At 66.0% G+C, this 23084-nt stretch carries 24 protein-coding genes; 2 read left to right on the top strand and 22 right to left on the bottom strand.

What is annotated here, in order from left to right:
- Positions 1–75: 75 nt before the first annotated feature.
- Positions 76–3399, top strand: coding sequence for a carbamoyl-phosphate synthase large subunit (gene carB / locus ACFFU4_RS17420; RefSeq protein ID WP_377071152.1), 3324 nt, complete (start codon positions 76–78; stop codon positions 3397–3399).
- Positions 3400–4009: 610 nt separating this feature from the next.
- On the opposite strand, the gene ACFFU4_RS17415 is transcribed toward carB, so the two are convergent.
- From ACFFU4_RS17415 to ACFFU4_RS17350, 14 genes are all read right to left on the bottom strand, one after another.
- Positions 4010–5704, bottom strand: a complete 1695-nt coding sequence (locus tag ACFFU4_RS17415; RefSeq protein WP_377071151.1) for an ABC transporter ATP-binding protein — start codon at positions 5702–5704, stop codon at positions 4010–4012.
- A gap of 4 nt (positions 5705–5708) precedes the next feature.
- Positions 5709–6947 carry an ABC transporter permease gene (locus ACFFU4_RS17410; protein ID WP_377071150.1) on the bottom strand — a complete coding sequence of 413 codons (1239 nt, stop codon included), beginning with the start codon at positions 6945–6947 and terminating at the stop codon, positions 5709–5711.
- A gap of 12 nt (positions 6948–6959) precedes the next feature.
- Positions 6960–7916: an ABC transporter permease gene (locus ACFFU4_RS17405; protein WP_377071149.1), complete on the bottom strand. Its 957-nt coding sequence runs from the start codon at positions 7914–7916 to the stop codon at positions 6960–6962.
- Positions 7917–8085: 169 nt separating this feature from the next.
- Positions 8086–9696 (bottom strand): ABC transporter substrate-binding protein, encoded by a 1611-nt coding sequence (locus ACFFU4_RS17400; protein ID WP_377071147.1) that lies wholly within the window; start codon positions 9694–9696, stop codon positions 8086–8088.
- Between the two features lie 216 nt (positions 9697–9912).
- Complete coding sequence (locus ACFFU4_RS17395) at positions 9913–11223, bottom strand: replication-associated recombination protein A (protein ID WP_377071146.1); 1311 nt, start codon at positions 11221–11223, stop codon at positions 9913–9915.
- A 2-nt stretch (positions 11224–11225) separates the two neighbouring features.
- Positions 11226–12605, bottom strand: coding sequence for a trypsin-like peptidase domain-containing protein (locus ACFFU4_RS17390; RefSeq protein WP_377071145.1), 1380 nt, complete (start codon positions 12603–12605; stop codon positions 11226–11228).
- A 169-nt stretch (positions 12606–12774) separates the two neighbouring features.
- Entirely contained in the window at positions 12775–13194 is a 420-nt protein-coding gene (rplQ, locus tag ACFFU4_RS17385; protein WP_377071144.1) for a 50S ribosomal protein L17, read from the bottom strand.
- A gap of 146 nt (positions 13195–13340) precedes the next feature.
- On the bottom strand, positions 13341–14357 hold the full coding sequence (locus tag ACFFU4_RS17380) for a DNA-directed RNA polymerase subunit alpha (RefSeq protein WP_377071142.1): 1017 nt from the start codon (positions 14355–14357) through the stop codon (positions 13341–13343).
- A 112-nt stretch (positions 14358–14469) separates the two neighbouring features.
- A complete protein-coding gene (rpsK, locus tag ACFFU4_RS17375; RefSeq protein ID WP_377071141.1) occupies positions 14470–14868 on the bottom strand; it encodes a 30S ribosomal protein S11 in 399 nt (132 codons plus the stop codon).
- Between the two features lie 15 nt (positions 14869–14883).
- Positions 14884–15252: a 30S ribosomal protein S13 gene (gene rpsM / locus ACFFU4_RS17370; protein ID WP_377071140.1), complete on the bottom strand. Its 369-nt coding sequence runs from the start codon at positions 15250–15252 to the stop codon at positions 14884–14886.
- Between the two features lie 195 nt (positions 15253–15447).
- On the bottom strand, positions 15448–16026 hold the full coding sequence (locus tag ACFFU4_RS17365; RefSeq protein ID WP_377071139.1) for an adenylate kinase: 579 nt from the start codon (positions 16024–16026) through the stop codon (positions 15448–15450).
- Positions 16023–17393, bottom strand: coding sequence for a preprotein translocase subunit SecY (gene secY / locus ACFFU4_RS17360; protein ID WP_377071138.1), 1371 nt, complete (start codon positions 17391–17393; stop codon positions 16023–16025). Before secY ends, ACFFU4_RS17365 begins: the two co-directional genes overlap by 4 nt.
- A gap of 110 nt (positions 17394–17503) precedes the next feature.
- On the bottom strand, positions 17504–17977 hold the full coding sequence (gene rplO, locus ACFFU4_RS17355; protein ID WP_377071137.1) for a 50S ribosomal protein L15: 474 nt from the start codon (positions 17975–17977) through the stop codon (positions 17504–17506).
- Between the two features lie 154 nt (positions 17978–18131).
- A complete protein-coding gene (locus ACFFU4_RS17350) occupies positions 18132–18770 on the bottom strand; it encodes a 2-hydroxychromene-2-carboxylate isomerase (protein WP_377071136.1) in 639 nt (212 codons plus the stop codon).
- A 199-nt stretch (positions 18771–18969) separates the two neighbouring features.
- On the opposite strand from ACFFU4_RS17350, the gene ACFFU4_RS17345 reads away from it, so the two are divergent.
- Complete coding sequence (locus ACFFU4_RS17345; RefSeq protein WP_377071135.1) at positions 18970–19680, top strand: vWA domain-containing protein; 711 nt, start codon at positions 18970–18972, stop codon at positions 19678–19680.
- 99 nt (positions 19681–19779) lie between these two features.
- Here ACFFU4_RS17345 and rpmD read toward each other — a convergent pair whose 3' ends face one another.
- The 8 genes from rpmD to rplX are packed head-to-tail and all read right to left on the bottom strand — an operon-like array spanning position 19780 to position 23084.
- Complete coding sequence (gene rpmD, locus ACFFU4_RS17340) at positions 19780–19968, bottom strand: 50S ribosomal protein L30 (RefSeq protein ID WP_377071134.1); 189 nt, start codon at positions 19966–19968, stop codon at positions 19780–19782.
- A gap of 12 nt (positions 19969–19980) precedes the next feature.
- A complete protein-coding gene (gene rpsE / locus ACFFU4_RS17335) occupies positions 19981–20553 on the bottom strand; it encodes a 30S ribosomal protein S5 (RefSeq protein WP_377071133.1) in 573 nt (190 codons plus the stop codon).
- Positions 20554–20566: 13 nt separating this feature from the next.
- Entirely contained in the window at positions 20567–20926 is a 360-nt protein-coding gene (gene rplR / locus ACFFU4_RS17330; RefSeq protein ID WP_377071132.1) for a 50S ribosomal protein L18, read from the bottom strand.
- A gap of 12 nt (positions 20927–20938) precedes the next feature.
- Positions 20939–21472, bottom strand: coding sequence for a 50S ribosomal protein L6 (gene rplF / locus ACFFU4_RS17325; protein ID WP_377071131.1), 534 nt, complete (start codon positions 21470–21472; stop codon positions 20939–20941).
- 13 nt (positions 21473–21485) lie between these two features.
- Entirely contained in the window at positions 21486–21878 is a 393-nt protein-coding gene (gene rpsH / locus ACFFU4_RS17320) for a 30S ribosomal protein S8 (protein WP_377071130.1), read from the bottom strand.
- Positions 21879–21891: 13 nt separating this feature from the next.
- Positions 21892–22197, bottom strand: coding sequence for a 30S ribosomal protein S14 (gene rpsN / locus ACFFU4_RS17315; protein ID WP_377071129.1), 306 nt, complete (start codon positions 22195–22197; stop codon positions 21892–21894).
- Between the two features lie 19 nt (positions 22198–22216).
- On the bottom strand, positions 22217–22780 hold the full coding sequence (rplE, locus tag ACFFU4_RS17310; protein ID WP_377071128.1) for a 50S ribosomal protein L5: 564 nt from the start codon (positions 22778–22780) through the stop codon (positions 22217–22219).
- Complete coding sequence (gene rplX, locus ACFFU4_RS17305; RefSeq protein WP_377071127.1) at positions 22773–23084, bottom strand: 50S ribosomal protein L24; 312 nt, start codon at positions 23082–23084, stop codon at positions 22773–22775. The genes rplE and rplX overlap by 8 nt, the downstream gene beginning before the upstream one ends.

The following is a 23084-nucleotide window of genomic DNA, read 5'->3' as shown; positions in this document are numbered from 1 at the left end:
CGTTGATGGATATAACCCCAGCAATTTGCGCGCGGGCCGTGACCGCGCGCGGCCACCAAGCTGCCGGGGACCGACATGCCGAAAAGAACCGATATCAAGTCCATCATGATTATCGGCGCGGGGCCCATCATCATCGGACAGGCCTGCGAGTTCGACTATTCCGGGGCGCAGGCCTGCAAGGCGCTGCGCGAGGAAGGCTATCGCGTCATCCTGGTGAACTCGAACCCGGCGACGATCATGACCGATCCGGGGCTGGCCGACGCCACCTATATCGAGCCGATCACCCCCGAGACCGTGGCCCGCATCATCGAGAAGGAGCGGCCCGACGCATTGCTGCCGACGATGGGCGGGCAGACCGGTCTCAACACCGCGCTCGCCGTGGCCGACATGGGCGTGCTGGAGACATTCGGCGTGGAATTGATCGGTGCCAACCGCGCCGCCATCGAGATGGCGGAGGACCGCAAGCTTTTCCGCGAGGCGATGGACCGGCTGGGCATCGAGAACCCCAAGGCCACCATCGCCAACAACATGGACGAGTGCATGGCGGCGATTGATTACGTCGGCCTGCCCGCGATCATCCGCCCGGCCTATACCCTGGGCGGCACCGGCGGCGGGGTGGCGTATAACCGCGACGACTATATCCACTACTGCAAATCCGGCCTCGATGCCTCGCCGGTCAGCCAGATCCTGATCGACGAGAGCCTGCTGGGCTGGAAGGAATACGAGATGGAGGTGGTCCGCGACCGCGCGGACAACGCGATCATCGTCTGCTCCATCGAGAACGTCGACCCGATGGGCGTGCACACGGGCGATTCGATCACCGTGGCCCCTGCCCTCACGCTGACCGACAAGGAATACCAGATCATGCGCAACGGCTCCATTGCCGTGCTGCGCGAGATCGGGGTCGAGACCGGCGGGTCGAACGTGCAATGGGCCGTGAACCCCGAGGACGGGCGCATGGTGGTGATCGAGATGAACCCGCGCGTGTCGCGCTCCTCGGCGCTGGCAAGCAAGGCCACCGGCTTTCCCATCGCCAAGATCGCGGCCAAGCTGGCGGTGGGCTATACGCTCGATGAGCTGGACAACGACATCACCAAGGTGACGCCTGCCAGCTTTGAGCCGTCCATCGACTACGTGGTTACGAAAATCCCGCGCTTTGCCTTCGAGAAATTCCCCGGCAGCCAGCCCCACCTCACCACCGCGATGAAATCGGTGGGCGAGGCGATGGCCATCGGCCGCACCATCCACGAGAGCCTGCAAAAGGCGCTGGCGTCGATGGAGACCGGCCTGTCGGGCTTTGACGAGGTCGAGATCGAGGGGGCCGCAGACCCCGTGCAGGGCAAGGCCGCGATCACGCGTGCGCTGTCGGTCGCCACGCCTGACCGGATGCGCACCATCGCGCAGGCGATGCGCCACGGGCTGAGCGATGACGAGATCAACGCTGCCACCGCCTATGACCCATGGTTCCTCGCCCGTATCCGCGAGATCGTCGAGGCCGAGGCGCGCATTCGCCACGACGGCCTGCCGATGACCGAGGACGGGTTGCGTCGTCTCAAGATGATGGGCTTTACCGATGCGCGGCTGGCCATGCTCACGGGCCGCGACGAGGATCAGGTGCGCCGCGCGCGGCAGAACCTGGGCGTGCACGCGGTGTTCAAGCGGATCGACACCTGCGCCGCCGAGTTCGAGGCGCAGACGCCCTACATGTATTCCACCTACGAGGCCCCGATGATGGGCCCCGGTTCGGACGATGTGGAATGCGAGGCGCGCCCCTCGGACGCGAAAAAGGTGGTGATCCTCGGCGGCGGGCCGAACCGGATCGGCCAGGGGATCGAGTTCGATTACTGCTGCTGTCACGCCTGTTTCGCGCTCAGCGACGCGGGCTACGAGACGATCATGATCAACTGCAACCCCGAGACGGTCAGCACCGATTACGACACCTCGGACCGGCTCTATTTCGAGCCGCTGACGTTCGAGCATGTGATGGAAATCCTGCGCGTCGAGCAGGAGAACGGCACGCTGCACGGCGTGATCGTGCAGTTCGGCGGGCAGACGCCGCTCAAACTGGCCCGCGGGCTGGAGGCCGAGGGCATCCCGATCCTCGGGACGACACCCGACGCCATCGACCTCGCAGAGGATCGCGAGCGGTTCCAGGACCTGGTGATCCGGCTGGGCCTCAGGCAGCCGCAGAACGGCATCGCCAGCACCGACGCGCAGGCGCTGGCCATTGCCGAGGACATCGGCTTTCCGCTGGTCATCCGCCCGTCCTACGTGCTGGGCGGACGGGCGATGGAGATCGTGCGCGACATGGCCCATCTGGAACGCTACATCGCCGAGGCGGTCGTGGTCTCGGGCAAGAGCCCGGTGCTGCTCGACGGCTATCTGTCGGGGGCGATCGAGTGCGACGTGGACGCGCTGTGCGACGGCACGCGCGTGCATGTCGCGGGGATCATGCAGCATATCGAGGAGGCGGGCGTGCACTCGGGCGATTCAGCCTGCTCGCTGCCGCCCTACTCGCTGCCGCCGGCGATCATCGGCGAGATCAGGCGCCAGACCGAGGCGCTCGCGCGGGCGCTCAATGTCGTGGGGCTGATGAACGTGCAGTTCGCGGTCAAGGGCGAGGAGATCTACCTCATCGAGGTGAACCCGCGCGCCAGCCGCACCGTGCCCTTTGTCGCCAAGGCCACCGATTCGGCTATCGCCGCCATTGCCGCGCGGCTGATGGCGGGCGAGACGATGGAGAATTTCCCGGCGCGCGGCCCCTATCCCGAGGGGGCGGTGCCCGGCAGCCTGCCGATGGCCGACCAGATGACGCTGGCGGACCCGGACATGCCGTGGTTCTCGGTCAAGGAGGCGGTGCTGCCCTTCGCGCGCTTTCCGGGCGTCGATACCATCCTCGGGCCGGAAATGCGCTCGACTGGCGAGGTGATGGGCTGGGACGTGTCCTTCCCCCGTGCGTTTCTGAAGGCGCAGATGGGGGCGGGGGTGCACCTGCCCGAGGGGGGGCGCGTGTTCGTGTCGATCAGGGACGGCGACAAGACCGCGCAACTGGTGGAGACCGCGCAGGTGCTGACCGGGCTGGGCTTTACCCTAGTGGCGACACGCGGCACGGCGGCGTTCCTGACCGAAGCGGGGCTCGACTGCGAGGTGGTCAACAAGGTCTACGAGGGTCGGCCCAACATCGTGGACCTGCTCAAGGACGGGCAGGTCGCGCTGGTGATGAACACCACCGAGGGCGCGCAGGCGGTCGAGGACAGCCGCGACATCCGCTCGGTCGCGCTCTACGACAAGATCCCGTATTTCACCACGCTTGCGGGCGCGCACGCGGCAGCGCAGGCGATCCGTGCGCGGCAGGAGGGGGCGCTGGAGGTGATGGCGTTGCAGGGCAACGCCGCGTGACGGCGCGAAGCGCCCGGCGGGGCGGTTCCGGCCGGTTGCGGACATTCGGGTGAGCCGCGCACTGCCCGACCGCGAGTGGGCGCTCCAACCGTTCATCAGCGCGCTTTATGGTGCGGCATATGCCAACGATTGCAATAGGTTGAGAGGGTGAATGGCGCCCGCTCGGGGGCGTGCGAGCACGCCTCGATTCCGCGCATCGGCACCAGGCTGCAAAGGTCCCCTCCAGGCCGGGAGTCAATGTCGTTTTCGCCCCCAGCCGTTTCGCTTTTGCCCGCCATGCTAAAAACGCCGCAGCGGCATTCCGCCAATGCATGGATTTTCGTTCAGATGGTCATTGCGCCGCCACGATTTATCCTTATGTGGCGGGTGTGAGCGATGCACCGCTTGCAGGAACAACTCTGGCGCCAAGGAGGCAAGATATGACCCGCGATGAGCTGAACCGCGAACTGCGTATGCACTCTGCCTCCTGGCAGGCTGTCCTGATCGTCTATGGCGCGATCGTCGGCACCTTTGTGCTGTCGGCCATGGCGGTCCTCTGAGCCGCACCTGAGCACGGCACCGCGCAGCATTTCGCCGCGACCGGGATTGTCCGGTCGCGGCTTTTGCGTTGTCAGGCCGACGCCCCCGAGACCCTGGGGTCGTTCGGGTCGATCTTGGCCGATGCCGCGTCGCCCACGTTGTCCACGCCGCGTTCTTCAAGAAGCGTGGTGAGCCAGTCGGGGTCCATCTCGGGCACCGAGCTGAGCAGCAGGTCGGTATAGGGGTGGTGCGGGGGCGTGAACATCTCGTCCTTGGGCCCCTGCTCGACCACCTTGCCGTGCTGCATCACCACCACCTCGTCGGCGATCGAGCGCACGGTCGCGAGGTCGTGGGTGATGAACATGTAGGCGAGGTTGAGCTCGTTCTGGAGCCGGTCGAGAAGCCGCAGAATGCCCTCGGCCACGAGCTGATCGAGCGCCGATGTCACCTCGTCACAGACGATGAATGTAGGCTCGGCGGCGAGCGCGCGGGCGATGCCGATGCGCTGTTTCTGCCCGCCCGACAGCTCCGGCGGATAGCGGTTGTAGTATTGCGCCGGCTCCAGCTCGATCAGGTCGAGCAACTCGTCGATCCGGTTCTTCAGCGCCGCCCCCTTGAGCCCGCCGTAGAACGCCGCCGGGCGGCCGATGATCTCAGAGATGCGCACCTTGGGATTGAGCGCCGTGTCGGCCATCTGGTAGATCATCTGGCACTGCCGCAACTGATCCTTGGTGCGGTTGCGGTAATCGGGCGGGAACGGCTCGCCCTTGAACAGCACCTCGCCCTTGGAGGGCGGCAGCAGCCCGGTGATGCAGCGCGCCGTGGTCGATTTGCCCGAGCCCGACTCGCCCACCACCGCGACAGTCATGCCGGGGTAGATATCGAAGCTGACATCGTCGAGCACCTTTTCGCCGCCGGTATAGGACGCGTCCACGTTACGCACCGAGATGAGCGGCGGAGAGCCGTCATCGGGCCGCTTGCGCTGCGGGCTCTTGAAGCCGCGCACCGCCCAGAGCGACTTGGTGTAGTCCTCCTGCGGGTTCTCGAGCATCTCGCGGGTGGGGGCCTCCTCGACCTCCTCGCCCTTCAGGAGCACCTTGATCGTGTCGGCCATCTGCGCCACCACCGCAAGGTCATGGGTGATGTAGATCGCCGCGGTGTTGAACTCGTCCACGATGTCGCGAATCGCCGAGAGCACCTCGATCTGCGTGGTCACGTCGAGCGCCGTCGTCGGCTCGTCGAAGATGATGAGATCGGGGCGGCAGGACATCGCCATCGCGGTCATCGCGCGCTGCAACTGCCCGCCCGAGACCTGGTGCGGATAGCGGAAACCGATCTCCTGCGGGTTGGGCAGGCGGAGCTTTTCGTAAAGCTCCATCGCGTCCTCCTGCGCCTCCAGCCGTTTCTTGAGCCGGTATTGCAGGGGGGCCTCGGTGTGCTGGTCGATCAGCTTGTGCGAGGGGTTGAACGAGGCGGCGGCGGATTGCGCCACGTAGGCGATCCGCGAGCCGCGCAGGGCGCGCTTGTCGGCCTCCGTCGCGGTGGTCAGCTCCATCCCGTCGAACTCGATGGTGCTGTCCACGATGCGCGTGCCGTCGCGGGCATAGCCCATGCAGGCCGCGCCGATGGTCGATTTGCCGGCCCCCGACTCGCCGATGAGACCCATCACCTCGCCGCGGTGGAGCGTGAGGTCCACCCCCTTGATGATGGGCACCCATGTCTCGTCGGAGTAGCCCTCGATCTTGAGATCGCGGATTTTCAGCAGAACGTCTTTTTTCTTGGTCATCGGTTCACACCTTCAGGCCAGAGGAGCGGTAGAGCATCCAGTCCACCACGAAGTTTACGGCGACGGTCAGAAGCGCGATCGCGGCCGCCGGAATGAGCGGCGTGATCTCGCCAAACGAGATCAGCGTCGCGTTCTCGCGCACCATCGAGCCCCAGTCCGCCGTGGGCGGCTGAATGCCGAGGCCAAGGAACGAAAGGCCGGCGATGAGCAGGAACACGAAGCAGAATTCCAGCCCGAACTCGGCCACCAGCGGGGCGGTGGAGTTGGGCAGGATCTCGCGGCGGATCAGGTACCACTTGCGCTCGCCGCGCAGCTTGGCCGCCTCGATATAGTCCATGACCACCACGTTGCCCGCAACCGCCCGGGTGAGGCGGAAGACGCGGGGGCTGTAGATCACCGCCACCACGAGCACGAGGATCACCTCGGACGAGTTGAAGATGGTGAGCATGGCCCCGGCAAACACCGCCGCGAACCCGGCCATGACGGCGAGGCCGATGACCCAGCCGATGACGCTGCTCTCGGACACGGCGGCCACCATCAGCACGCCCACCACCGACGCAAAGCCCACGAGCAGCCAGAAGCTGGTGGTATTGTTGGCGAGGTCACCGCCAAAGATCGACAGCATCAGCAGCGCGAAGATCAGCGACGGGATCGACATGATGACATCCGACATCCGCCCGAGGAACTGATCGAAATAGCCCCCCGTCGTCGCCGCCAGAAGCCCGGCAAGCGCGCCGAGGACAAAGGCCAGAACCGTCCCCACCAGCGCCAGCGCCACGGTATTGCGCGCGCCGTAGATGAGACGGCTGAACATGTCGCGCCCCAACTGATCCCCCCCGAGGAGCATGGTCTCATCCGCCGGGGCAAAGGCCGAGGCGATCACCTCTGCCTCGCCGAACGGCGCGATGATCGGCGCGAAGATGCCCGCCACCGCGTAGGTGAAGATCACGAACATCCCGAACCCCGCAGTGAGCGGCGCGGTGCGCAGTTCCTTGGCCATGTTGACCGAGGAAATGGCGACGAGAAACTCGCGGAACCCGTAGGAGACCATTGCGGCCATGGCCAGAAGCCCCGCCGAGATCGCCACGAACTTGAGCGCCGGGACACCGCCGACGATGCCCAGCACGAAGGAAACGAGCGTGAGCGAGAACAGCAGCAGGAAGGCCGACCGCTTGTTGTAATACGCCGCCAGGCAGGATGCGCCCAGAAGCAGGGTGTAGTAGATTATGACGAAAACACTCATGTCCCTGCCCCCTTATTTCGGATGCCGCAGACGCGGATTGGTGAGGATCGCGCCGACATCGGCTGCCAGGTTGAGCAGGATGAAGGTCGCGGCGAAGATCAGGCAGCAGGCCTGCACCACCGGGAAGTCGCGTTTGGACACCGCGTCCACAAGCGCCTGTCCGATGCCGGGATAGACGAACACCACCTCGACCAGCACCACGCCGGTGATGAGATAGGCGAGGTTGAGCGCCACCACGTTGATGATCGGCGCCCAGGCGTTGGGCAGGGCGTGCTTGACGATCACCTTCCAGGGCGGCGTGCCCTTTAGCCGCGCCATCTCGATATAGGGCGACGACAGCAGGTTGATGATCGACGCGCGCGTCATGCGCATCATGTGCGCCGTCACCACCAGCACCAGCGTCAGCGCCGGCAGGAAGGTGCGGTGCAGCAGTTCGAAGAAATCCATGCCCTCGCGCAGGCTCGCGATGGCCGGGAACATGCCCGTGTTGACCGCGAGATACAGGATCAGGATGTAGCCGAGGAAGAATTCCGGGCTCGAGATCGAGGTGAGCGTGGCGACGTTGGCCACCCGGTCGAAGATCGAGTTGCGCGCCAGCGCCACGAGCACACCCAGCACGATCGACACCGGCACCGCGATCGCGGCGGCATAGGTCGCGAGGAACAGCGTGTTGGCGAAGCGCTCGCCGATGGTCTCGGTCACGCTCTGCCCGGTGACGATGGAGTTGCCGAAATCGAACATCACCGCGCCGGAAAGCCAGTCGAAGTAACGAACGATGGCCGGTTGATCGAGGCCCATTTCCTTGCGCAGCGCGGCGAGGTTCTCGGGCGTCGCGCCCTGCCCCAGCACCGCGGTGGCGATATCGCCGGGCAATAATTCGACCATGAAGAAGATAATCACGGAAATGACCAGTAGAATGATCAGTCCCAGACCCAGTCGCTTGGCGACAAGTCCAAGAATGTCCCCCATCTTTCCCTCCTGCTGTTGTGCATCCGCGCCTTTGCCGGCTGCGTTGTTATCCGGTCAGGCTAGCGGTTTTTTTCGTGGGCGGCGAAACATTTTTCGCGTTTTCTCCCGCCTTTGAGTGACGCGAGCGGCCCCCGTCACGCGGGGGCCGCCGCCATGTCGTGTCGACCGGTCAGGTGGAGAACCACCAGCGGCTCGCGGCGCGCGCGCCGTCGCAGGACCAGCTTGCCGCGACGTTCTCGCCGCGCTCGACGCCCTTGCCGCGGGCATAGACCCAGTTGTTGAAGAACGGCAGGAGCGTACCGCCGTCGTTGCGCATCAGCAGGCACATCTCGCGGTACATCTCGGCGCGGAGATCGTTGTCAAGCTCGCCCTTGGCCTGAAGCAGCAACTCGTTGAAGCGCTCGTTCTTCCAGTAGGTCTCGTTCCAGGCGGCGTCGGATTTGTAGGCCAGCGTGAACATCACGTCGGGCGTCGGACGCGCACCCCAGGAGACGGCCGAGAACGGCTTTTTCAGCCAGACATCGGAGTAGTAGCCGTCATTGGGCTCGCGCACCACGTTGATGTTGATGCCCGCGGCCTTGGCCTGCTCTGCATAGAGCACGCACATGTCCACGGCGCCGGTATAGACGCTCTCGGCCACCGACATGTTGACCGAAAGCCCCTCCTGCCCCGCCTTCTTGAGCAGCGATTTCGCCTGATCCGGGTCATACTCGCGCTGCGGGATGTCGTCGGGCCAGTAGGGCTGCACCGGCGACAGGTGGAAGTCGTTGGCCTTGGTCGCCGCGCCGAACGAGATCTTCTCGATGATCTCGTCGCGGTCGATGGAGAGCTTGAGCGCGTTGCGCACGTTGACGTCATCGAACGGCGCGGTGTTGCAGTGCATCGGCATGGTGATCGCGCCGCCCGAGGGGATGTTGTCCACCGTGATGTTCGGGTTGCGCTCCAGCAGGGCCAGCGTCTTGAGCTCGATCAGCGACACGGCATCCACATCGCCCGTCACCAGCGCCGTCTGGCGCGCGTTCGGGTCGTTGAGGATGATCATGGCCACTTTGTCGAAATACGCGCCCTCGCCGTGCCAGCCGTCGTGGCGGCTCAGCTCCCACTGGATGCCGGGCTCGCCCGAGTCGATCTTGTAGGGGCCGGTGCCGTCGCCGGACGCCCAGTCGATGCCGCCCTCGCCGTCCGAGGGGCAGATGGCAAAGTGATAGTCCGTCATCAGCCAGGGCAGGTCGGCATTGCCGCGCGACAGCGTGATGACCACCGTGTAATCGCCATCGGCCTTGACGTCGGTCACGTCGGTCAGCAGCGCCTTGGCCGCCGAGGTCGAGTCGTCGCCGCGGTGGTGGTTGAGGCTGTCCACCACGTCCTGCGCGGTGCATTTCCTGCCGCTGTGGAAGGTGGCGTTCTCGTTGAGCTTGAACGTCCACTCCGCCGCGTCGGGGGTGGCCGACCATTCGGTCGCGAGATCGGGGCCGAGACCGTTCTCGGGTGTGATCATGGTCAGGTAGCTGCGGTGCGTGTGCGCCAGGAAGATCATCTGCCGCGTCACATAGGTGCCCGGATCATGGGTGTCCGAGCTGTTGCCGTCATGAACACCCCAGCGGAACGTGCCGCCGCGCTGCGGCTGGGCGGCTGCGGATTTGCTCCACAAGCCGGTGGCGGCGGTGGCGGTGACACCCGCGACCCCCGCGTAATGCATAAAGGAGCGCCGCGAGATCTTGCCCTCGCGGGCAGCCATCGCCAGGCGATCCATAAGGATCTGGTCGGTTTTCCTCGTCATGGGACTTCCCTGTTTTGTGGTTGATCTGTCGTTGCAAGACTCGCTTGCGCGGCCTTGGGGTTCAGCTTCCGTGTCAGAGGCCCTGTCAGGATGCTCAAAAACGACATGACTTTATCAAAACACGAAATAACCCCGGTTTCCAGCCTTGATAACAAGCTTTTGCAAATCAATAAGATAAGGTGAACCGGATCGCCGCGCCGCAGCATCGCGCGCAGATCAGCCCCGCCGCGCGCGCAGGCGCGCGAAGTAATCGAGCCGCTTTTTCAGCTCGCGCTCGAATCCGCGCTCGGGCGGCAGGTAATAAACCGGGCGTTTCATGCCCTCGGGGAAATAGTCCTGCCCCGAGAACCCGTCCTCGGCGTCGTGGTCGTATTCGTAGCCCGCGCCGTAACCCTGTTCCTTCATCAGGGAGGTGGGCGCGTTCAGGATATGCTTGGGGGGCGGCTCGGAGCCGGTCTTCTTCGCGTCGCGCAGGGCGGATTTCCAGGCGGCGTAGCCCGCGTTCGACTTGGGTGCCAGCGCGAGATAGATCACTGCCTGCGCCAGCGCCAGCTCGCCCTCGGGGCTGCCGAGGCGCTCGTATATCTCCCATGCGTGCAGGCACACGGTCTGCGCGTGGCTGTCGGCGAGGCCGATATCCTCGATCGCCATCCGCGTGATGCGCCGGGCAAGGTAACGCGGGTCCTCGCCCCCCGCCAGCATCCGCGCCAGCCAGTAGAGCGCCGCATCCGGGTCCGAGCCGCGTACCGATTTGTGCAGCGCCGAGATGAGATTGTAATGCGCGTCACCCGACTTGTCGTATTGCGCCGCGCGCCGCATCAGCCGCGAGGTGAGCGCCTGCGTGTCGAGCCTGCCCTCCACCCGCCACGCCGCCACCTGCTCGATCAGGTTGAGAAGCGCGCGCCCGTCGCCATCGGCCATCTCCAGCAGGGTCTCGCGCGCCGGGCCGTCGAGCGGCAGCGCGCGGCCCAGATCCTGCTCGGCCCGCTGCGCCAGCAATTCCAGGTCGGCGAGGCCCAGCCGCGCCAGCACCAGCACCTGCGCCCGGCTCATCAGCGCGGCGTTCAATTCAAACGACGGGTTTTCCGTGGTCGCCCCCACCAGCAGGATCGTGCCGTCCTCCATATGCGGCAGGAACGCGTCCTGCTGCGCGCGGTTGAAGCGGTGAATCTCGTCCACGAATAGCAGCGTGCCCTGTCCTTGCGCGCGCCGGTGGCGCGCCTCGTCGAACACGCGGCGCAGCTCGGCCACGCCGCTGAAAATGGCACTGATCTGCACGAAATGCAGATCGGTCTCGTCGGCCAGAAGCCGCGCGATGGTGGTCTTGCCCACGCCCGGCGGCCCCCACAGGATAAGCGAGCCGAGACTGCCCGCCGCCAGCATCGCGCCAAGCGCGCCCTCGGGGCCGAGCAGGTCCTGCTGCCCGATCACCTCGGACAGCGCGCGCGGCCGCAGCCGGTCCGCGAGCGGGCGGGGAGCGCCCGCGGGCGGCTCTGCGCCGGGGGCGGTATCGAACAGGTCCGCCACGCTCAGAGCCTGAGCCGAAGCGACAGGCGGCGCCCGTCGCGCACGAGCCCGAGCACGAGCGTGCGCCCGGCGGCGCGCAGCGCGGCAGCGGCGGTGGCGGTGTCGGGCGTCTCCTGACCATTGATCTCGCGCAGGATGTCGCCCGCCCGCAGTCCGACGCGCCCGCCATAGGGGCCCGGTGCCTCGATCAGCACGCCGGAGGCCGCCAGCGGCAGGTCATGCGCGTCGATGACGGCGGGATTGATTGTCACCAGTGTCACCTCCGGCAGCGCCGCCGCCCGCCCGGTCACGCGCCGGTCGCGCGGCGGCGTCCCGGGCGCGGCGATGAGCGCCACCGGGATTTGCGCGGCCTGTCCGTCGCGCAGCCGGGTGACTGTGGCCTCGGCCCCGATGCCCGCCAGCGACAGGCGATAGACCATCTCGGCGGGGCTGTTCACCGGCTCACCATCGACGGCGGTGACCACGTCGCCGGGGACGAGATGCCCGGCAAAGGGACTCCGGCTGTGCACCTGCGAGATCACCAGCCCGCGCGGCCGGTCGAGGCCCAGCCCCTCGGCCATGTCAGGGGTCACGATCTGCCCCGAAAGCCCGGCCCAGGGCCGCTCGAAGCTCTTGTTACCCGCCCGTGCCTGTGCCACGAACTGCGCCACGAGGTCAGCGGGGATGGCAAAGCCGATGCCGTTCGAGCCGCCCGAGCGCGACAGGATGGCGGTGTTGATGCCAATGAGCTGGCCGTTCACGTCCACCAGCGCGCCGCCGGAATTGCCGGGATTGATCGGCGCGTCGGTCTGAATGAAATAGCCCCGCGCCGAGCCCATCGCCGTGCCCGACCGGGCCAGCCCCGACACGATCCCGCTGCTGACCGTCTGGCCCACGCCGAACGGGTTGCCGATGGCCAGCACCAGCTCGCCCACCTCGACGCTGTCGCTGTCGCGCAGCTTGAGCGCGGGCAGGTCCGGCGCGTCCTCCACCTGCAGGATGGCGAGGTCCGATTCCTCGTCGCCCAGCAGGACCCGCGCGGCATATTCGCGCCGGTCGTTGAGCACCACGCGGATATCCGTGGCCTCGCCGACGACATGGTAATTCGACACCACGATGCCATCGGGCGACAGGATCACGCCCGAGCCGAGCGAATTCTGCACGCGCGGGCGCGCGCGCCCGAACTCGCGAAAGAACCGCCCGAAGAACGGGTCGGACATGAACGGGCTGCGTCGGCTCTCGACGACGCGGCTGGCATAGATGTTGACCACCGCCGGGGCCGCCTCGCGCACCACGGGCACGAAGCCGGTGGCGATTTCGGCGGCGGTGCCGGGCACGCGCATCTGGGCCATGGCGGCGGGCGCGGCGAGCAGGGTCAGGACAAGGCAGAGGCGTCGGAACACGGGTAGCGCGGCCTTTCTGTTATCGCACAGCGTGCCCCGAGATAGGCGGGGCGGGTGCCGCAATGCAAGGCTCCTGCGCTTCTTCCTGGCCCAAATACCCAAATCCCACGCACGAAAAACCCCCGCCGGTGAGGGCGGGGGCAAATCCGTTCAGAAGCGTTGGACGGGCTTATTCGTCCTCGGCCTCTTCGGCGGCGACGCGGGCGCGGTCGGCGGCACCCTTGGCGTCGGGGTCGCGCTCGACGAACTCGATGATCGCCATCGGGGCCATGTCGCCATAGCGGAACCCGGCCTTGAGCACGCGCACATAGCCGCCCTGCCGGTCGTTGTAGCGGGGTCCGATCACGTCGAACAGCTTGGCGACATGCGCCTCCTGCTTGAGTTGCGCGGCGGCCTGGCGGCGGGCGTGCAGATCGCCGCGCTTGCCCAGGGTGACGAGCTTTTCCACCACCCGGCGCAATTCCTTGGCCTTGGGCAGGGTGGTCTTGATCTGCTCATGTTCGATGAGCGCGCCGGCCATGTTCGCCCACAGCGCCTTGCGGTGCTCGTGGGTGCGGTTGAGGCGGCGGTATCCTCTTGCGTGACGCATGTCTTTCTCCTTCGTGTTTTGCTTTGTCCGGCGGTCTGATGCGTGTCAGCCGCTCTCCTTGGGGCGGGATTGCCCGGGTGTCGGGGGAACCGATTTCCTTGAAAGAAATCGGAACGGAAACCTTTGAAGTTTCCGTTCCCCCTATCTCAAAAGGCGTCCTCGAATTTCTTGGCGAGGTCCTCGATATCGTCCGGCGGCCAGTCCTCGACATCCATGCCGAGGTGCAGGCCCATGCCCGACAGCACTTCCTTGATCTCATTGAGCGACTTGCGGCCGAAGTTCGGCGTGCGCAGCATCTCGGCCTCGGTCTTCTGGATGAGATCGCCGATATAGACGATGTTGTCGTTCTTCAGGCAGTTGGCCGAGCGCACGCTGAGCTCGAGCTCGTCCACCTTCTTCAGCAGCAGCGGGTTGAATTCGAGCCCGTCGTCGGCATCCTGCCGACCGGCGGATTCCGGCTCGTCGAAATTGACGAAGATCGACAACTGGTCCTGGATGATCCGCGCGGCATAGGCCACGGCATCCTCGGGGGTGATCGCGCCGTCGGTCTCGATCTTCATGGTCAGCTTGTCATAGTCGAGCACCTGGCCCTCGCGGGTGGGCTGCACCTCGTAGCTGACCCGGCTGATCGGCGAGTAGATCGCGTCGATCGGGATCAGGCCGATCGGCGCGTCCTCGGGCTTGTTCTTGTCGGCGGCGACATAGCCCTTGCCGGTATTGACGGTCAGTTCCATGTAGAATTCCGCCCCCTCGTCGAGGTGACAGATGACGTGATCGCGGTTGAGGATCTCGATCCCCGCGCTGTCGGAAATGTCCCCGGCGGTGACGACGCCCGGCCCCTTGGCGTTGACGGTCAGCCGCTTGGGGCCCTCGACCTCCATTCGGATGGCCACGCCCTTGAGGTTGAGCACGATGTCGGTGACATCCTCGCGCACACCGGCGACCGAGGAAAACTCGTGCAGCACGTTGTCCATCTGCACGGCGGTGATGGCCGCGCCCTGCAGCGACGACAAGAGCACGCGCCGCAGCGCATTGCCGAGCGTCAGGCCGAAGCCGCGCTCGAGAGGCTCGGCCACGACAACCGCCTGACGCAGCGGATCGTTGCCCGGCTTGATCTCGAGCTGTGTCGGCTTGACCAGCTCGGCCCAATTCTTGTGGATCATGCATCCCTCCATTCCTGTCGCAGCCCCATGTCCGGTGGGCTGCGACGCCCGAGGTTTTCAAATGACGTGACGGGCCGCGCAGATGGCACGGCCCGCCTGGATTACGATCCGGTCAGACGCGGCGGCGCTTCGGCGGGCGGCAGCCGTTATGGGTGATCGGGGTAACGTCGCGGATCGAGGTGATGTTGAACCCCACCGCGGCGAGTGCGCGCAGCGCCGATTCGCGGCCCGATCCGGGGCCCTGCACCTCGACCTCGAGCGTGCGCATACCGTGCTCCTGCGCCTTCTTGCCGGCGTCCTCTGCGGCAAGCTGCGCGGCGTAAGGCGTCGATTTGCGCGACCCCTTGAAGCCCATCGTGCCCGCCGACGACCAGGCAATGGCATTGCCCTGCACGTCGGAGATCAGGACCTTGGTGTTGTTGAAGGACGAGTTCACATGCGCCACGCCGGTGGCGATGTTCTTGGAGGCCTTCTTCTTGGTGCGGCTTGTCTTGCGTGTATCGCGTGCCATATCCTGTGCCCTCCCTTATTTCTTCTTGCCGGCGATGGGTTTCGCCGGGCCCTTGCGGGTGCGGGCGTTGGTATGGGTGCGCTGGCCGCGGACCGGCAGGTTGCGGCGGTGGCGCAGCCCGCGATAGCAGCCGAGATCCATCAGACGCTTGATGTTCATCTGCGTCTCGCGGCGCAGATCGCCCTCGACGGTGTAGTTGGCGTCGATGTGCTCGCGCAGGGCCAGCGCCTCGGCGTCAGACAGCTCGTTGACGCGGCGGGCCTGGTCGATGCCAGCGGCCTCGCAGATGGCCCGCGCCGAGGAGGGGCCGATTCCGGTGATGTAGGTGAGGGCGACGGGCACCCGTTTCGATGTCGGGATGTTAACGCCGGCGATACGTGCCAAGTGTCTTTTCCTTTTCGTTGCGGTTCCGTAGCACCAGAACCTTTTTTCACAACGCAGGCCCGAGGCGTTTACCGCTCCGGGCCGCAGCTGAATTCGGGATGTCGATACCGCCGGGCTGCCCCCGGTGGGAATCGCTCTCGCGCGAGAGATAGGGCTGGTTATGGGGAAATGAAGGGGGCGTCAAGCCCCGTCCGGTCATTTGTCAAGCGCGTCCGCAATCGCCGCCTTGACCTCGTCCATGCTGCCCATGCCATCGACGGAGGCAAGCTGCCCCTTGGCGTGGTAATAGCCGATCAGCGGCGCGGTTTTCTTGTAGTACTCCATCAGCCGGTGGCGGACGCTGTCCTCGTTGTCGTCGGCGCGCACGGGTTGCCCGGCGGCGGCGGCCTCGGCGGCGCGACCGACGATACGTTTCACGAGCGTCTCGTCATCGACCTGCATTTCCACCACGGCGTCGAGCGTCTCGCCCTGCTCTTCGAGCAGCGCGGCGAGCGCGTCCGCCTGCGCCAGCGTGCGCGGGAAGCCGTCAAAGATGAACCCGCCGCGCTTGTCGCCCTGCAGTTTCTCGCGGATCAGGCCGATCACGATGTCGTCGGTCACCAGATCGCCGCGCGCCATCACGTCGGCCACCACCTTGCCCATCTCCGAGCCGCTCGCCTTGGCCTCGCGCAGCATGTCGCCGGTCGAAAGCTGGATCATGTCGCGGCTCTCGACCAGCATCTGCGCCTGCGTGCCCTTGCCCGCGCCCGGCGGTCCCAGAAGAATGATGTTCATCGGCGTGCCCCTCCCTTGGCCTTGCGGCGGCCCTTCTTCCGGCCCTTGCCGCTCAGTTGCGATTTCTCGATCAGCCCCTCGTACTGATGGGCCAGGAGATGCGATTGCACCTGCTGGATCGTGTCCATCGTGACCGAGACCACGATCAGCACCGAGGTACCGCCGAAATAGAACGGGATCGCGAACTGCCCACGCAAAATCTCGGGCAACAGGCACACCGCCGTCAGGTAGATCGATCCCAGAACAAGCAGCCGGTTGAGCACGTATTCGAGGAATTCCTCGGTGCGCTTGCCCGGGCGGATGCCGGGGACGAAGCCGTTCTGATTCTTGAGGTTCTCGGCCACGTCATCGGGCTTGAACGCCACGTTGAACGTGTAGAAATAGGTGAAGAAGATGATCATGCCCGAGAAGAACAGCAGGTAGAGCGGCTGTCCGGGGCCGAAATAGGCGAGGATCGTGGACATGACCGGGCTGGTGGCATTGCCCGAGAACGTTCCCACCGTGGCCGGCAACAACAGCAACGACGAGGCGAAGATCGCCGGGATCACGCCCGCCGGGTTGACCTTGACCGGCAGGTGCGACGAGCCGCCGTCATAGACCTTCATCCCCACCTGCCGACGCGGGTACTGGATGTGGATCTTGCGCAAGGAGCGCTCCATGAACACCACGAAGGCAATGACCGCCACCACCATCAGGATCACGCCGATGATGACCGCCGGGCTGATCGCGCCCGAGCGGCCCGACGCGAAGAACTGTGCCAGCGCCGCGGGAACCTCGGCAATGATGCCCACGAAGATGATCAGCGAGATGCCATTGCCCACACCGCGCGCGGTGATCTGCTCGCCCAGCCACATCAGGAACATGGTACCGCCGACCAGCGTGATCATGCACGACGCGATGAAGAACAGGCCCGGATCGGTAACCATGTCTCCCGACTGGAGCGAGACCGCCAGACCGTAGCTTTGCAGCGTGGCAAGGCCGACGGTGCCGAAGCGGGTATACTGGTTGATCTTCTTGCGCCCCTGCTCGCCCTCTTTCTTGAGCTGCTCAAGCTTCGGGACCATCGCGGTCAGGAGTTGCACGATGATCGAGGCCGAGATGTAGGGCATGATCCCGAGGGCGAAAATGCCCATCCGCCCCAGCGCACCGCCGGTGAACATCGATAGCATCCCGCCGATGGTGGCCTGCGCGCCGTCCATGAACTCGCGCAGCGCCGCGCCGTCGATGCCGGGGACGGGAATGAACGTGCCAAGGCGATAGACGATCAGCAGCCCGAGCGTGAACAGGATGCGGTTGCGGAGATCGGTGGCCTTGCCAAGCGCGGACCAGCTTGTGTTGGCGGCCATTTGCTCTGCTGCAGATACCATGCGCGGGTCTCTCTCATGTGCGAACGCCGCCAAAGCCGGTTTTCAGCTCAGGCGGCGTCATCGGAAAACCTGAGGCGTATGTAAGCGGGCCCGGGCCCGCTCACAACCTCTTATTCGGCGGCCTGCGCCGTCGTGACCGTGAGGCTGCCCCCGGCCTTCTCGACCGCTTCGACCGCGGATTTCGACGCGCCGGACACGTGCAGGTCGAGCCTGGTGCTCACCTCGCCCTTGGCCAGCACGCGGATGCCGTCGCGCTTGCGGCGCACGAGGCCCGAGGCCACGAGCACGTCCTCGGTGACGGGCTGGCCTGCGTCGATCTTGCCGGCCTCGACGAATTTCTGGATCAGGCCGAGGTTGACCACCGCGTAGGATTTGCGGTTCGGCTTGGTGAAGCCGCGCTTGGGCAGGCGCTGGTAGAGCGGCATCTGGCCGCCTTCGTAGCCCTTGATCGCCACGCCGGAGCGGGATTTCTGGCCCTTGATGCCGCGTCCGCCCATCTTGCCCATGCCAGAGCCGGGGCCGCGGCCGATGCGCTTCTTGCGGCGGGTGGCGCCATCATTGTCGTGAAGGTCGTGCAGTTTCATTGTCGCTTCTCCTTGCCGGATGCGGCCCCCAGCGACGGGAGCGGCCGACCACGGCTTTGCGGGTTGATGAAGGCCCTCGGGCCACCGGGGGCGTATAGACGCAGGCCGCGCGGGGATCAAGGGCCGAGTTGTGGCCGAGTTGTCCGCCCGTCTGTCAGCCGACCGGCGGGTTGCGCCATTCGGCGGGCGCAAAGGGGCGGGCGAGCGCGCGGTCCACCATGTCCAGCCGGTCCTGACCGTAGAATGGATCACCGCCGACGAAATAGGTGGGCGAGCCGAAGACATTGCGCGCGATCGCCTCTTTGGTATTGGCGCGGTGGATGGCCTGCACCGGCTCCGAGCGGGCCGCCGACAGGATCGCGTCCGCATCCAGCCCGCAGCCCGCGATCAGCGGCGCGAGCGTGTCCGGGTCCGAGATGTCGGCATCGTCGCGCCAATGCGCGCCGAGGATCGCGTGGGCCAGCGCATCGGCCCCTGGCCCGGCCTCCTGCGCCGCGATGATCGCGCCGTTTGGCAGCGCGAGCGGCGCGTCGTGATGGGTTGGGCGGTGGTGGACCACCGGCACGCCGCGATATTCGGCCCAACGCGCGATATCGCGGCCGAAGAAGTAATCGACATGCGCCTGCGTGCGCTTCGCGAAGGGCAGCCCGCCCGCCGCCTCGATCACCGGCGACAGGTCGATCGGCTTGTGCAGCAGCCGCGCGCCGTGCTGCGCGCAGATCTCCGACAGGCGCGTCGAGCCGAGCCAGGCAAAGGCGGAATGGGCGGAATAGACATACTCGATGGTTTTCATGGCGGTACGCTAGGGCCGGGCTGCGGGGACATGCAAGCGGCACGTTGCCGGGCGTCTTCCGTCATCGTCCGGCGTGACCGGACGATCTCCCGATCCAGCGGTCCTCGGGTCAGGCCCGGGGATGACGGTGGCAGGACTTGCTCCTCTGGACAAGCGCCCGGCCCGCGCTAGGCTAAATCTGGACCCCCGGAGCCTGCCCATGCGCGCCCTGCCCCTCGCCCTTGCCCTCAGCCTCGCCGCCTTGCCCGGCCCCGCGCCGCAGGCCGCCATGGGCTGCGCGCGCGACGCGATGCTGGTTTTCGACGGTTCGGGCTCGATGGGCGAGGTGGGCCACGATCCGACCGCGCCCACGCGGATCATGGATGCCCGCCGCGCCGTGCGCGACGCGATGCCCGATATCGCGCCCGTCCGGCGGGTGGGGCTGCTGACCTACGGGCCGGGGGGCGCACATGCCTGCGCCGGGATCGACCTGCGCTTCGGCCCCCGCGCCGATGCCGGGGCGGAGGTGGTGGCAGGGATCGAGGGGATTGCGCCCGGAGGTCTGACGCCGCTCGCGGCCTCGGTCGCGGCGGCGGCGGATGTTTTGGGCGGCGAGGGGATCGTGGTGCTGGTGACGGACGGCAACGAAACCTGCGGCGGAACGCCCTGCGCATTGGGCGCGCGGCTGGCGGCGCAGCGGCCCGGGCTGACCGTGCACGTCATCGGCTTCCGCGTGGTCTATGACCCGTTCTCGTGGAACAGCCCCGAGGCACAGGACCTGGACGGCGAAACGGTGGCGAAATGCCTGCCCGACGCCACCGGCGGGCTGTTCGTCTCGACCGGGACGGTGGACGAGCTGGCCGATGCGCTGCGGGTGACGCTGGGGTGTGTGGTGGTGGGGCGAGGGCCATTGAGGACCGCCGCGTCCTGAGACAACCAACGCCCCGGCCATCGCTGGCCGGGGCGTTCATTCCAGGAGCTCGGAAACTTCAAAAGTTTCCGGACCGTTTTCTTTTGAAGAAAACGGCGCTCAGCCCTTTTCCTCGACGATCTGCACCATATGCGGAATCTTGGCGATCATGCCGCGAATGCTGGGCGTGTCCTCAAGCTCACGGGTCTTGTGCATCTTGTTCAGCCCCAGACCGATCAGGGTCTGGCGCTGCTTCTCGGGGCGGCGGATCGGCGAGCCGATCTGCTTGACGACGATGGTCTTTGCCATGCTCAGGCCTCCTTACGCTTCTGCCGGCTCGGGCGCGGCGGCGGGGGCCTCGTCACCCTTTTTCAGGATGTCGGCGACCTTCTTGCCACGACGCTGCGCAACCATGCGCGGGCTGGTCTGCTTGCGCAGGCCATCGAGCGTGGCGCGGATCATGTTGTAGGGGTTCTGCGAACCGTTCGACTTGGCGACCACGTCCTGGACACCCAGCATCTCGAACACCGCGCGCATCGGCCCGCCCGCGATGATGCCGGTGCCGTGCGGAGCGGTGCGCATCACCACCTTGCCGGCGCCGTGCCGCCCCTCGATATCGTGGTGCAGTGTGCGGCCCTCGCGCAGCGGCACGCGCATCATGCCGCGCTTGGCGGCCTCGGTGGCCTTGCGGATGGCCTCGGGGACCTCCTTGGCCTTGCCCTTGCCGAAGCCGACGCGCCCCTTCTGGTCACCGACGACGACGAGCGCGGCGAAGCCGAAGCGCTTGCCGCCCTTCACCGTCTTGCTGACGCGGTTGATCGCGACGAGACGGTCGGCGAATTCCGGGGTCTCGTCGCGGTCGCGACGGTCGCGGCGTTTGTCATCTCTTGCCATGTCTCTCGTCTCCTCAGATCTTCAGCCCGGCGTCGCGCGCGGCATCGGCCAGCGCCTTGACGCGGCCATGATAGATGAAGCCGCCGCGGTCGAAATAGGCTTCGGTCACCCCGGCCTTCTTCGCCCGTTCGGCGACCGTCTCTCCGACCCTGGCCGCCGCCTCGACGGTGCACTTGCCGACAAAGCCCAGATCCTTTTCCAGGGTCGAGGCCGCCGCCAGCGTCACGCCCTGCACATCGTCGATGAGCTGCACGCTGATATTCTTGTTCGAGCGGTGGACCGAGAGACGCACGCGCCCCGCGTTCACCTTGCGAAGTTTGCTCCGAACGCGCAGGCGGCGTTTGAGGAACAGTTTTCTCTTGCTGTTTGCCATCTGTCGCGTTCCTTACTTCTTCTTGCCTTCCTTCTGGAAGATATACTCGCCCTTGTAGCGGATGCCCTTGCCCTTGTAGGGCTCGGGACGCCGCCAGTCGCGGATATTGGCCGCGACCTCGCCGACGAGCTGCTTGTCGGTGCCCTCGACCACCAGTTCGGTCTGCTTGGGGGCCGTGATCGTCACGCCGTCCGGGATCGGGAAATCCACGTCATGGCTGTAGCCGAGGTTGAGCCTGAGCACGTTGCCCTGCACCGCCGCCCGGTAGCCGACGCCGCGGATTTCCAGCTCGCGGCGGAAATTATCCTTGGCTCCGTGCACCATGTTGGCGATGACCGTGCGGGTCATGCCCCATTGCTGACGTGCGCGCTTGGACTTGCCGCGCGGCGTGACGGTGATGGTGCCATCCTCGATTGTGATGGTCACATCGTCGGTCGCGGTGAAGGTCTTGGCGTCCTTGGGACCCTTGATTTCGATGGTCTGACCCGAGAGCGTGGCAGTGACGCCATCGGGCAGGGCCACGGGTTGCTTGCCGATACGAGACATGTCCGGGCCTCCCTCAAAATACCGTGCAGAGCACTTCGCCACCGACATTGGCGGCGCGCGCGGCTGCATCCGACATCACACCCTTGGGGGTGGAGACAATCGACACGCCGAGGCCCTGACGGACCTGCGGGATGTCCTTCACGCCCAGGTAGACGCGGCGGCCCGGCTTGGAAACCCGCTTCATCTCGTGGATGACCGGGGTGCCCTCGTAATACTTGAGGCTGATTTCCAGCTCCGGGTGCCCGGTGGGGCCGGTCGCGGATTCGTAACCGCGGATATAGCCCTCGGACGCCAGCACGTCGAGCACGCGCACGCGCATCTTCGAGGCGGGGGTGCGGACCGTGGACTTGCCGCGCATCTGCGCGTTGCGGATACGGGTGAGCATATCGCCGACAGGATCGTTCATCACACGGGCCTCCTTACCAGCTCGATTTCACCACGCCGGGCAACTGCCCGGCGGAGCCCAGGTCGCGCAGGGCGATCCGGCTGATCTTCAGCTTGCGATAATAGGCGTGCGGACGCCCGGTGAGCTGACAGCGGTTGTGCAGGCGCGTGGCCGAACTGTTGCGCGGCAGTTGCGCGAGCTTGAGGGAGGCGCGGAAACGCTCTTCCATCGACTTCGATTCGTCCTTGATGATCGCCTTGAGCGCAGCCCGCTTTCCGGCGTAGCGATCCACCAGCTTCTGGCGCTTCTTCTCGCGCTCGATCATTGCTTTCTTGGCCATGTCTTGATCCTCCCCCGGCTCAGCTGTTGAAGGGCATGTTGAAATGCTTCAACAGCGCCCTGGCTTCAGCGTCGGTCTTCGCCGTGGTTGTGATGATGATGTCCAGCCCCCAGACTTCGTCGACCTTGTCGAAGTTGATTTCGGGAAAGACGATGTGTTCCTTGATGCCCATGGCATAATTGCCCTGCCCGTCAAAGGACTTGCCCGGGACGCCGCGGAAGTCGCGGATGCGGGGCATGGCCACGGTGATGAGCCGGTCGAGGAAGTCATACATCCGGTCGCCGCGCAGCGTGACCTTGGCACCGATCGGCATCCCCTCGCGCAGACGGAAGCCAGCAATGGAATTGCGCGCCTTGGTGGTGACCGCCTTCTGGCCTGCGATCGCGCTCAGGTCTTCCTGCGCCGATTTGGCCTTCTTGGAGTCCCTCACCGCCTCGGCACCGCAGCCGATGTTGAGCACGATCTTGTCGAGCCGCGGGATCATCATGTCGTTGGTGTAGCCGAACTCTTCCTTCAGAGCGGGCTTGATCACGTCGCGGAACTGCGTGCGCAGGCGCGGGATATAGGTTGCCGTATCAAGCATCGATCGCGTCCCCCGTGGTCTTGGCATAGCGCACCTTCCTGTCACCCTCGGTGCGGAAGCCGACGCGCGTGGCCTTGCCGTTCTTGTCGGTCATGGCGAGGTTCGAGAGGTCGATGGGCATCGGCTGCGGGATGCGGCCGCCCTGCGACTGCTGGCTCTGGCGGGTGTGGCGGATCGCCATGTTCACGCCTTCGACCACGGCGCGGCCGGCCTTGGGATCGACGCTGAGGATGGTGCCTGTCTGGCCCTTGTCCTTGCCGGCGAGCACGACGACCTTGTCGCCCTTTTTCAGTTTCGCGGCCAT

Origin of the sequence: Roseovarius ramblicola, assembly GCF_042430665.1 — a bacterium.
In the GTDB taxonomy this organism is placed as follows: Bacteria; Pseudomonadota; Alphaproteobacteria; order Rhodobacterales; family Rhodobacteraceae; genus Roseovarius; species Roseovarius ramblicola.
Note: the sequence above shows the minus strand (reverse complement) of the source record. Positions and strands in the feature narration are given on the sequence as shown.

Coding starts and splice junctions, on each gene's coding strand:
- rpsE (WP_377071133.1), bottom strand. CDS start 20,553: ATGGCAAGAGATGACAAACGCCGCGACCGTCGCGACCGCGACGAGACC.
- rpmD (WP_377071134.1), bottom strand. CDS start 19,968: ATGGCAAAGACCATCGTCGTCAAGCAGATCGGCTCGCCGATCCGCCGC.
- ACFFU4_RS17350 (WP_377071136.1), bottom strand. CDS start 18,770: ATGAAAACCATCGAGTATGTCTATTCCGCCCATTCCGCCTTTGCCTGG.
- secY (WP_377071138.1), bottom strand. CDS start 17,393: ATGGTATCTGCAGCAGAGCAAATGGCCGCCAACACAAGCTGGTCCGCG.
- ACFFU4_RS17400 (WP_377071147.1), bottom strand. CDS start 9,696: ATGACGAGGAAAACCGACCAGATCCTTATGGATCGCCTGGCGATGGCT.
- rplQ (WP_377071144.1), bottom strand. CDS start 13,194: ATGCGTCACGCAAGAGGATACCGCCGCCTCAACCGCACCCACGAGCAC.
- rplR (WP_377071132.1), bottom strand. CDS start 20,926: ATGGCAAACAGCAAGAGAAAACTGTTCCTCAAACGCCGCCTGCGCGTT.
- rplO (WP_377071137.1), bottom strand. CDS start 17,977: ATGAAACTGCACGACCTTCACGACAATGATGGCGCCACCCGCCGCAAG.
- ACFFU4_RS17410 (WP_377071150.1), bottom strand. CDS start 6,947: ATGAGTGTTTTCGTCATAATCTACTACACCCTGCTTCTGGGCGCATCC.
- ACFFU4_RS17345 (WP_377071135.1), top strand. CDS start 18,970: ATGCGCGCCCTGCCCCTCGCCCTTGCCCTCAGCCTCGCCGCCTTGCCC.
- rpsH (WP_377071130.1), bottom strand. CDS start 21,878: ATGAACGATCCTGTCGGCGATATGCTCACCCGTATCCGCAACGCGCAG.
- ACFFU4_RS17415 (WP_377071151.1), bottom strand. CDS start 5,704: ATGACCAAGAAAAAAGACGTTCTGCTGAAAATCCGCGATCTCAAGATC.
- rplF (WP_377071131.1), bottom strand. CDS start 21,472: ATGTCTCGTATCGGCAAGCAACCCGTGGCCCTGCCCGATGGCGTCACT.
- rplE (WP_377071128.1), bottom strand. CDS start 22,780: ATGCTTGATACGGCAACCTATATCCCGCGCCTGCGCACGCAGTTCCGC.
- ACFFU4_RS17405 (WP_377071149.1), bottom strand. CDS start 7,916: ATGGGGGACATTCTTGGACTTGTCGCCAAGCGACTGGGTCTGGGACTG.
- rplX (WP_377071127.1), bottom strand. CDS start 23,084: ATGGCCGCGAAACTGAAAAAGGGCGACAAGGTCGTCGTGCTCGCCGGC.
- rpsN (WP_377071129.1), bottom strand. CDS start 22,197: ATGGCCAAGAAAGCAATGATCGAGCGCGAGAAGAAGCGCCAGAAGCTG.
- carB (WP_377071152.1), top strand. CDS start 76: ATGCCGAAAAGAACCGATATCAAGTCCATCATGATTATCGGCGCGGGG.
- ACFFU4_RS17380 (WP_377071142.1), bottom strand. CDS start 14,357: ATGATCCACAAGAATTGGGCCGAGCTGGTCAAGCCGACACAGCTCGAG.
- rpsK (WP_377071141.1), bottom strand. CDS start 14,868: ATGGCACGCGATACACGCAAGACAAGCCGCACCAAGAAGAAGGCCTCC.
- ACFFU4_RS17365 (WP_377071139.1), bottom strand. CDS start 16,026: ATGAACATCATTCTTCTGGGACCGCCGGGCGCGGGCAAGGGCACGCAG.